The organism is Bartonella pachyuromydis (genome assembly GCF_039543065.1).
GTDB lineage: Bacteria > Pseudomonadota > Alphaproteobacteria > Rhizobiales > Rhizobiaceae > Bartonella > Bartonella pachyuromydis.
Window position 1 is genome coordinate 35,595 of sequence record NZ_BAABJA010000011.1, and the last position, 9,563, is coordinate 45,157.

Genomic DNA, 9,563 nt, shown 5'->3' on the forward strand with positions numbered 1-9,563 from the left:
TCCGGTTATTTAGATCTTAAAGGCTAAGAAAAATTGCTTTTCATGGCTTTTGCAGGGCAATAGATGTGATGAAAAAATGTTTGTAATATTTTGAACGTTTTGTTTTTTCGTGTTGCAGCGGTTTCACGGCTTTTTTTAAGAAAAAATATCAAAATAAGTGTCGGGAACACACAAGCGATAAACAATTCCCTCTTCTGTTAATTTAAAAGTAGCCGAACCGTTGACAGAGACGGGAACAATTTTTTCTAAGACAGCGCTGCCAAAACAGGCTTTTTGTTCGTTAGAGAAAACGGTGTCTGCAGCAAAATGTTCTGTCCAAGTGATGAGAAGTTGTGTCTTGCCATTGGTCTTGGGCTGGATTTCACAACGTACACAGACACGGCCTTGTTCTTGTGAGAGGGCACCAAAAGAAAGAGAATTAACAATAAGCTCATGAAAAGCCAAACCAATATGTAAGGCAGCATTGGGAAAAAGATAAGCATCTACCCCTTCAAGAGAAAAACGTTCAGTTTCTTTCATTAAATAGCCCAAAGCCTGCGTTTGTACCAATTCGCGAAATTGGGCACCACGCCAATCGGAATCGGTGATCAGGTCTTGAGAATGCGAAAGAGAATGAAGACGTCCTTGAAATTTGCGTAAGAAAATCTGCAACGATTCCGTATAACGTGCTGTTTGGCTGGCAATGCTCTGAATGATGGCAAGAAGATTTTTGGAACGGTGGCTTACTTCTCGAAGCAATATTTTTAAAACTTGTTCGCGCCGACGTAATCCTGAAATATTAACTCCCGTGGTGATAATACCGATGATCTCTCCATGATCATTGCGGTGACAATCAATAGAAAATTTATACCAAATCGCTTGTTTGGCCATATCCTCAAACCGTGCTTCAATGCTTTGCATTTTGCCGGTGGCTAAAACCTGCAATTTAATGGTTTCCATATTGTCGGCAAGATTAAGCGAAAAAAAGTCACTGTCTCGACATCCCACACGCCATTTATTCTGCAAATGCTGTGGTAAATTTTCAGCCCATAAATAGACCAAATTGGTTGTCTGATATAAAACACAAATATCAGCACCACGAATTGCTTGCATTAGAGCGCTTAAATGGGATGTATCCATTGGTGGCTTTGGAAGAGGCGTAACGATCATAATGGAGATGTTACTCTGTTTTAGGCCGCTTTGGAAGCGTTCTCTTGAAAGAATAAAGCCTGTGAAATAAGCGCTTTTACCATATCTGGATTAAAGGGTTTGGTGACTAAAAAAGTCGGCTCTGGGCGCTCTCCTGTCAAAAGCCTCTCAGGAAAAGCTGTGATAAAGATCACCGGTATACGGTCATTTTGCAAAATGTCATTGACTGCATCAATGCCTGAACTGTTATCGGCTAATTGAATATCAGCTAAAATCAACCGCGGCTTTTTCTTATGGTACATGGTGACAGCCTCGTCACGGGTTCGTGCTATTCCTACTACCTGATGGCCAAGGCTTTCTACCATTTGTTCAATATCCATGGCAATAAGAGGCTCATCTTCAATAATCATAACTTGTGTGGCTATTTGTTGAGAAATATCCGTGGAGGCTTGGGTGAGGAGCTTGCGGAATTCCTTCGCATCAAGAGACATGATTTCACTGGCTTCTTGTTCATTAAATCCCTCAACGGCAATCAATAAAAAGGCTTGGCGTGCACGCGGGGTCAAATACGATAATTTAGCACTGGTTTTTTGTTCAAGACCAAATTGTGGAAGTGGTTCTGGGATATTGGGTGTGGTTTGGTCAAAAAGGTGGCAAAAAAGCCAATAAGTACCAATACGGTCACTGGATTTTTGAGGAAAAATCGAAATATCCGCAATAAGTGCTTCTAACATCGCTGAAACATAAGCATCACCAGAGGATTGGCTGCCGGTAACAGAACGAGCAAAACGTCGAAGATAGGGAAGATGTGGTGCGATGCGCGTGGATAATGACATGATTTATAACTCCTTTGACCTTTGAAGCACTTTGTTGGTTGAAATCTTTGAGAGATAAAAAAGTTCCCCCCTCGTATGGAACTTTTTATATACAACTATATTTACAACCATAAGGCGAAAATATTATCTGTGCTACTGATATTATATGGATTAGGGGGATAAAAAATGAACGACTGTGATGAAAAAAATATCACAAATCACTGTATGTTTGGAGATGACCTTCTCGGGGTCAATAGCGAGATAGCACGAAAATTACGCCAATTTTACCTTGAAATTCAAGAAGAAGCACTTCCACGGCGTTTGTTGGAGCTTTTAGACAGGTTAGAGCGCGCAGAGCAATTTGGTTTAAACAATGTGGAAAAGGTTTGAACCTTTTATGGCAAAGTGCGTGAAAAATTTTAAGCAGGAACTCCTGCAAGTTCTACCAGCCTTACGAGCTTTTGCACTTTCTTTAAGTGGCAAGCACGATAAAGCAGATGATTTGGTCCAAGATACTCTGATGAAGGCATGGGCTAAACAAGACAGTTTTGAAATGGGGAGCAATCTTAAAGCATGGCTTTTTACAATTTTACGTAACGAATTTTATAGCCAATTGCGTAAAAGAGGAAGAGAAGTACAAGACAGTGACGGTGTGTTTACCCAAAGTGTTGCTGTTCATCCTGCACAATATGGATCACTTGATTTGCAGGATTTCAAAAAGGCCTTAAATCTGCTCTCCGCTGATCAAAGAGAAGCCATTATTCTTATTGGTGCATCGGGTTTTTCTTATGAAGATGCTGCTGCTATTTGTGGCTGTGCTGTGGGAACCATCAAAAGCCGTGTGAGTAGGGCGCGTAATCGCTTACAGGAACTGCTCAAAGTCAATGGTGAGTCCGATTATGGACCTGATTCTTATTCGGCTGGAAGCACATTGTGTTCATTTAACGGCTAAAAAAGTATAATAATTATGATTGATAGCCTTGTTTTTTTTATTCCCGTTATAGCTATTAGAGTAAAGTCAGTATCTGAGGAAATTCAGAAGTTTGGCATATCTGTTTGAGGAAAATAACAAAAGCCTGGATGAAATTCTCTCACAGGCTTTTGGTGTTATGTCCTCAAGGATGCCTTCCTTTGTGCTGAAAAATGACGATTTTCAGGTTCGCCAATGGAAATTCTATGACACACCAGAAAAAGCTGCTTCTTCAAAGTCCTTCTGCTGATTCAACTATCTCAAGCTGGCGTTGGGTGGCAATTGTTGTTTCTCTGGTGATGGCTCTTTTGGCATCAGCCTTTATTATGTTGCTTTCAAACGCTGTTGATCGAGAAGTTGCACAATTAAACACAAGTTCAGAATTGCGCGAACAGGCAGATTTGGTCCTCATTGGCCTCATCGATATGGCTGTTGCTGATCGTAGCTATGCCAAAACCAGAAGCGCTGAAGATAAAGCACATTTTGAAAATGCGGCGCGAGAGCTTGAGAATATTCTCGATTATACGGAACTGATCGTTTATGCGCATCCGCGGTGGTATGAATGGTTTAGAGCTTTTAAAAAGGAAGTCGAAGCACGCAAAGCTTTCCTTAGTGCTCACATGCATGCGCTTGATGCACTTCTTGATGATCAATCTTCTCAACCTGCTGCTGCTTTTGAAAGCCAGAAAATTCAAGTGGCGCGTTTAGCGCAATTGATGTCAAGCTTTATGAATGGCGATGATGTGGTGCGGCAAAAACAGCGCGAGGGTATCGCATTTATGCGGGCGGCGCTCACATTGGCTGCAATTGTTTCTGTCGTGAGTACGTTTATTTCTGCTTATTTTGTCATTAATCGTTTTCGTCGCGATATACGCTCTTTAAAAATGTATCAATTGCTGCTTCATAGTGAAAATGCCGCTCTTGAAGCACGGGTCAAAGAGCGGACACAGGAATTAGAAAGCGCACGCAATCATGCCGAAAAAGAACGCCAAAGGGTGGAAATGCTCTTACAGGATGCAAGCCATCGCATTGGCAATTCCCTTGGTACAGTCTCTTCTTTACTAGGGCTCCAATTAAATCGCAGCAAAAATGAAGAAGTACGTTCCGTTCTTGGTGCTGCACGCGACCGTATCCAAACAATTTCTACAGCACATCGGCGCTTGCGCTTGAGTGATGATATGGAAACAACACTCTTGGCAGAGTTTCTCAGTTCAGTGGTGCATGATGTCGAATTGGCTGTGCCTTTTGAATTGCGCGAAAATATTACTATCCATACAAGCTTTAAAGATTGTCGATTGTCTTCAAGAGATGCCACAACACTTGGAATTATTCTTGGTGAATTGCTGACAAATTCTTTAAAACATGCTTTTCCTGATCATCGTGCTGGTCATATTTATATTTCATTTGGTCCTCAACCAGAGCCAGATGGACAATTAATGCTCATTGTTGAAGATGATGGCGTGGGGATGAAAAACCAAACGCCAAAACAAAAGACCGGTCTTGGGCGTTTGGTCGTGGAACAGCTTTGTATGCAATTTGGTGAAAAACCTCTTTTTGAAAGCTCTGCTTTGGGGGGGACAAAAATTGTCATTCCTTTACCAAAACTCAATGCAAGTGGCGCAAAGGACGCATCTTTTTCGTAAAGGAACCTTGAAGTTTTGCTTCTCTTTGTTAAGGTTGAAAACAAAAACGCCCTTATAAATTGCTACAACTCTTAGCAAGGGGTCTTTTGTCACCATTTCGTCCTAAATCCTCAAACAAAACTGGTTTGCCTTTTTTTCCATTATAAGCTTTTACATGAATGTTTTTTCCTTGCACATTGACCAGATAATAGTCTCCCCTAAAGAGTGCTCCTGCTGTGTATACGGGAATATTTCCGAAAACTTTGTCATCTTGTGCATGGCAATAGAATCGAGAATGTTCATGTCCGACAAAGATGGCTTTGACATTGTGAGAAGTTATGAGTGCTTTAAAAGCAGCAAGATTTTTTGTATTTCGGGGATGAAGAAAATGTGAATCATTATCTCCAAAATAGGGACGCGCATCGTGAAAATTGAGGATGGTCACTTTCCCCCTTTTATCAGCAGCAGCTAAATCTTTTTTCAGCCACTCTAGAGCTTTTGTTATTCTGACTGTCGTGAAACCATCCGATAAATGTGCAGTATAAGTTGGATAATTGTGAAGCTGTACATAGTGGATGTCTCCATAATCCCATGAGTAGCTTAAACTTCCAGTTATGAAATGACGTGCTTTTTCCAAACGAACGGACTGACGAAAAGTTACATGTTGATTAAACATAGGGAGGGAATTGCTATATTTTTTCATTTCTTGAAACATTCTTTTCACCGCACTCACCGCACAGGCATCTTTTGAAAGATTTGACATCGGTATCGCACAATCACGAACATTATTGGCATAATCGTGATTGCCTAGTCCTTCATAGACAGGATAAGGCATGTTTTTATAGACATCTGCATAATCTTGATAGGTTTGGGGGCGACCAAACTCTGTTAAATCGCCATTAACGATATAAAATGCAGCGGCGTGGGATGCGAGTGCTGTTGCAACTTTTTTATTTGCTTCTAACCATGGTTTTCTGTTGCTGTTCGCGTTAGGGTCACCAGAATTCAAACGCCATGGTTGCGGATCGGCTGCTATGACAATGTTATAATTTTGGGGGGACTTTCTTTTTACGTACCAAATGGTTCTTGCGTTATCACCCTCTCCCTCTATGCGTTCAAAATAATAGTTTTTGTTGCTCGAGGTAACAGAATATTGATTGCTATCCTTATAGGAATTATACCAGCGGAATTTTAAAATAGTTCCATCATCTTCCACTCTATATTTAACCCATCCTCCAGAGCCAAAAAGCCAAGCATTCGATGTTGTGGCTGCTTCTCCAAACAAGCCAGCTGCAATGACCTTTGAGGGGCCAGTATTCCCCCAATAGTCACCGGTTTTCCATTTTCCACGCTCTAGACCTTTATCAATTAACACCATAGAAGTCGGTGGATTGGTAAGCTCATTCACAATATATACATTGGTTGAACGATCATCAAAGCCTATTCGTTTAGGTTTCGGTAATTGTTTGATGAAATTTTGCTTTGTTTCATGGTTTACAGAGACATTTTGTGCATGAGAAAAAAAAGGTTTTAAGCAAATAAAGACAGTAAAAAAAAATGCAGTGAGTGTTCTATATTGACATTTCATAAAATTATTATCCCAAACAAAAATAATTTAGCAAAATACTTGATAAGAATGATATTGTCAGAGTAGTTACTTCTTGAAATGGTACATTTTGTGTAATTCAATTTTGTCCAAAAAATGGTCCTTATTGTTTGTTTCTATTATCTGATTTTTAAAATCTGATATGTTTTAGCACTGCTTGGGTCATTTCCATTATTTTGAGCCCTTTATTTTGTTCTCTAGCGATTTGCTCATTGTTTTTTGATTTTTCTGTTTTTTCTTTTGATCGTTTTGTTTTTTACTGTTGCTTGATGGAAAAGAGAGATCCTAGTCAAAATTTCTCATTGTTGATAAGATTGAAAAAAGGCAAGAAATGCCATGAAGAGAGGATGAAAAGAGATCATGCGTTTTTTTTCAAGATGAGAGAGAATGTCTTGAAGAGGAAAAAGCTCTTTTGTACTTGGATTTTTACAAATTTTCTATGATGCATCCCTTTGAAAAGGATGTAAGAGAAATATTTTTGTTATTGTTGTAAAATGGAATGCCATGGGGGTGCCAATTTACGGGCTTGCTTTAAAGAGACCTTTTTCAATGTTCTAAAGCACATTTTCATGACGGTGCTTGTAAATGGTATAATGCTCAATCCATTGAGTACTTCCATCGTTAGGCTTGTGAAGAAGCAAGCACGTACCGTCATTCACTTTGCTAGCTTCCAATGTTGTAACTGCCCTTGGTGTTTGAGGCTCTTCATAAGAGGTATTTTTAGTCCTTTCTTGTACAGTTTTTATCCCCATACGCCTCTCACTTGTGATGTGTAGGGAAATATGGTTTTGATTGATTTTGCATATGGGATAAGGTTTGAAATAAGAGAATCTTACGGTATTTTGGTCTCTCATTTAATATGCAAAACAATGAATGATCATTATAAATCAATAGGTCTTGCGACCAAGACAGTCTATGTTTAGGGAAAGCTTTAAGTCGGATCTGTTTTGAGAAAAGGGTTGATTGTGAAAAGTGGGTTTAAGAAGCATCTGCTGGTGATGCTGGATTGCTTAAGAGGGAATCAATATTGTTTCTCTCTTCTAGGAATGCTTGTAAATCTTGATTTGTTAAAGCTTTGCTGTTTGGTATACGAATACGCATAGGATCAACTTTTACGCCATTTACAATGATTTCAAAGTGACAATGGGGACCGGTTGCCATTCCTGTTGTACCAACATATCCGATTACTTGTCCTTGACGGACTCTCACGCCTGGTTTGATGTCTGGTGCATAGCGGCTTTGATGCGAATAGCTGCTGATATATCCATTGCTGTGTTGAATTTCTGTATGGTTTCCATAGCCACCTGTGACACCCACTTTGGTGACAATACCATCTCCTATAGCAATAATGGGTGAGCCTTTGGGGGCAACCCAATCAACACCTGTATGCATGCGCACATAGCCTAAGATAGGATGTTTTCGTGGTCCAAAGGGAGAACCAAAAACACCATTTGGAATAGGTTTGCGTAGCAAGAAAGGTTTGGAGCTTTTGCCCTCTGAATCATAATAATCGACGCTGCCATCGTTTGATTGATAACGGTAATATTTATAGGTTGTATTGCCAAAAGTGACACTAATGTAACGAATTTCAGGATCTGTGTTGGTGGGGCTTTCTAAAGTTTTTTGATTCTTTTTACTATCGTTATTTTTTTCTGTATCACTTTGTTGAGGTACAGCATAAAATATTTCCAGCTGATCGGTTGGTGTTATCCGGCTTTTCATATCAATGTTGGTGGCAAGCAGACGAATGAGATGTTTGGAGAGAGAGTGTGAGACATTATGGCTGAGCAGAGCAGTATAGAGCGCATCATAGGCTGTTGGTAATTGTGCGCTACTCACATAAGTGTGGGGAATACCATTCTGAAATGCTGTTTGAAGTGCTTGGGACATTTTGGGTTCTGTACTTTCAACAAACTGTCCTTGATCATTTAAGGCAATGGTGAGAATATGGTATTTTCCTTGATAAATACTGGCTCGTACCAGATGATCTTCTTCTCCAGCTTGTGTAACGATACCAATGCGTAATAAGCTTCCTTCTTTTAGCGTATCAGAATTGTTTAATTTTATTAAAGCGCTCACGACTCGTTCAATCTGTTGCTTTGTATAGTTGGTGTCTTTAAAGGCATCGGCGATCTTTTGTTTTTTACGAATAGGAAAAATATCTTCGGCATAGTTTTTCGTGAGATCAATGCGGCGGCTTTTGGGGGAAACGGTCACGTTTTCTTGAACAATGCGAACCTCAGGGCTTTCTGTGAATTGGGAGCTAGAAGATAAGTCTTCTAATTTTAAAGGATCAATGAGAGTGAGAATGGAAAGCAGTTCTTTATTTTTTTCTAAAGTAAAACCGGCTTTTTTTAATTCTTGTTGTGCTTCATCATCGGTTAGGATGTCTGTACCGTCAAAGTTTATTTGATCAATCACAAAATCACGGTTGCTTAAGATTAATTGGGTTTCTACTTTTGCTCCATAAATATGTCCAGAATCTTGTAGTGTTGAGGTTTGAATTTTCGAATCAGTGGCAAACATACTCAAAGAATCAAATTTAGGGTAGCTATATTGCTTTGGACGATCTTCGGCTAACGCCATGCGAATCCATTCAAAACGTTGGGTTTTGATAACTTTTTTATCGCCCTTTTTCTGCAAGATGGATAATTCAAATTGGCGCTTGCTATCAAAACTTTGCCGTGCATGGGTGGGAGAAATACGATCACTTTTATAACCATTAGCATCGGGATCTTGTGTTTGTGCAAGATTGTCTAGAGAAAACCATTGCGGAGGTGTTACCAAACGTTGCTGTCCATCAAGAGCAGCAAAAAGGGCAATACCCATCAGAATGCAGGAAGTAATTCCTGTAAGAACTGTACCTGTGAGCCAACGGACAGAAACTTGGCGACGCGCAGGGCGTAAGCGCTTGACTACAAGCGCAGGGTCTTGCCCGGGATCGTTTTTCTGTTGTTCATTATCCCACATGAATTTTTTGAATACTTTTCAAATCTTAAATAACCAAAGCCTAGCATAGCTTCGTGTGTTTCGACAAGAATTTGATTCTTTTTACCGACAAAGCAAATCCTTATTTATACAGCTTATAGAGCAATAACTCTTAAATTATAATAGCGAAGAAGGTGAGAAGAGCAATAACAATGTTGGCAAGGATATTACAAGGATATCAAGAGCATCAATAAATTGGTATTATGTCCGCACGCTTTACTCAAGTTCACTCTTTTAAAGCAGTCTGTATCAAAGGCTGTAAGCTTTCTTATTATGGCAACATCTTTGCTCAAAAGCTTAAATAGAGTGTGAATTAAGTTAGTTTTTATAAAAAGGGATAAAAACGCATTTTTTTAAAAAAATGATATTGACTCTTTTGTTGAAAGGGTTCTATATAGCGTTCGTTGACGAGGGCAGTTTCTGCTTGCGATGGT

At 39.7% G+C, this 9,563-nt stretch carries 8 protein-coding genes; 3 read left to right on the forward strand and 5 right to left on the reverse strand.

The genetic code is table 11. The annotated features are described in order from the left end of the window. Positions 1-135: 135 nt before the first annotated feature. Positions 136-1,149 carry a PAS domain-containing sensor histidine kinase gene (locus tag ABD917_RS06940; protein ID WP_345119370.1) on the reverse strand — a complete coding sequence of 338 codons (1,014 nt, stop codon included), beginning with the start codon at positions 1,147-1,149 and terminating at the stop codon, positions 136-138. A gap of 20 nt (positions 1,150-1,169) precedes the next feature. Next, positions 1,170-1,964, reverse strand: coding sequence for a response regulator (locus ABD917_RS06945; RefSeq protein ID WP_345119371.1), 795 nt, complete (start codon positions 1,962-1,964; stop codon positions 1,170-1,172). 165 nt (positions 1,965-2,129) lie between these two features. Here ABD917_RS06945 and ABD917_RS06950 point away from each other — a divergent pair, with 165 nt between their 5' ends. From ABD917_RS06950 to ABD917_RS06960, 3 genes are all read left to right on the forward strand, one after another. Further along, positions 2,130-2,333, forward strand: a complete 204-nt coding sequence (locus ABD917_RS06950) for a NepR family anti-sigma factor (RefSeq protein ID WP_345119372.1) — start codon at positions 2,130-2,132, stop codon at positions 2,331-2,333. Between the two features lie 7 nt (positions 2,334-2,340). Further along, complete coding sequence (locus tag ABD917_RS06955) at positions 2,341-2,895, forward strand: RNA polymerase sigma factor (RefSeq protein WP_345119373.1); 555 nt, start codon at positions 2,341-2,343, stop codon at positions 2,893-2,895. A 224-nt stretch (positions 2,896-3,119) separates the two neighbouring features. Beyond that, a complete protein-coding gene (locus tag ABD917_RS06960; RefSeq protein WP_345119374.1) occupies positions 3,120-4,556 on the forward strand; it encodes a sensor histidine kinase in 1,437 nt (478 codons plus the stop codon). Between the two features lie 52 nt (positions 4,557-4,608). Here the strand turns inward: ABD917_RS06960 and ABD917_RS06965 are convergent, their stop codons facing one another. The 3 genes from ABD917_RS06965 to ABD917_RS06975 all read right to left on the reverse strand — a co-directional run bounded on the left by ABD917_RS06965 (position 4,609) and on the right by ABD917_RS06975 (position 9,111). After that, positions 4,609-6,123: a metallophosphoesterase gene (locus ABD917_RS06965; RefSeq protein ID WP_345119375.1), complete on the reverse strand. Its 1,515-nt coding sequence runs from the start codon at positions 6,121-6,123 to the stop codon at positions 4,609-4,611. A 572-nt stretch (positions 6,124-6,695) separates the two neighbouring features. Beyond that, positions 6,696-6,893: a hypothetical protein gene (locus ABD917_RS06970; protein ID WP_345119376.1), complete on the reverse strand. Its 198-nt coding sequence runs from the start codon at positions 6,891-6,893 to the stop codon at positions 6,696-6,698. A gap of 226 nt (positions 6,894-7,119) precedes the next feature. Further along, positions 7,120-9,111 (reverse strand): M23 family metallopeptidase, encoded by a 1,992-nt coding sequence (locus ABD917_RS06975; RefSeq protein ID WP_345119377.1) that lies wholly within the window; start codon positions 9,109-9,111, stop codon positions 7,120-7,122. Between the last annotated feature and the right edge of the window lie 452 nt (positions 9,112-9,563).

Excerpts from the sequence above, each read along its gene's own strand:
- ABD917_RS06960 (WP_345119374.1), top strand. The coding sequence starts at position 3,120 with ATGACACACCAGAAAAAGCTGCTTCTTCAAAGTCCTTCTGCTGATTCA.
- ABD917_RS06965 (WP_345119375.1), bottom strand. The coding sequence starts at position 6,123 with ATGAAATGTCAATATAGAACACTCACTGCATTTTTTTTTACTGTCTTT.
- ABD917_RS06950 (WP_345119372.1), top strand. The coding sequence starts at position 2,130 with ATGAACGACTGTGATGAAAAAAATATCACAAATCACTGTATGTTTGGA.
- ABD917_RS06955 (WP_345119373.1), top strand. The coding sequence starts at position 2,341 with ATGGCAAAGTGCGTGAAAAATTTTAAGCAGGAACTCCTGCAAGTTCTA.
- ABD917_RS06970 (WP_345119376.1), bottom strand. The coding sequence starts at position 6,893 with ATGGGGATAAAAACTGTACAAGAAAGGACTAAAAATACCTCTTATGAA.
- ABD917_RS06975 (WP_345119377.1), bottom strand. The coding sequence starts at position 9,111 with ATGTGGGATAATGAACAACAGAAAAACGATCCCGGGCAAGACCCTGCG.
- ABD917_RS06940 (WP_345119370.1), bottom strand. The coding sequence starts at position 1,149 with ATGATCGTTACGCCTCTTCCAAAGCCACCAATGGATACATCCCATTTA.
- ABD917_RS06945 (WP_345119371.1), bottom strand. The coding sequence starts at position 1,964 with ATGTCATTATCCACGCGCATCGCACCACATCTTCCCTATCTTCGACGT.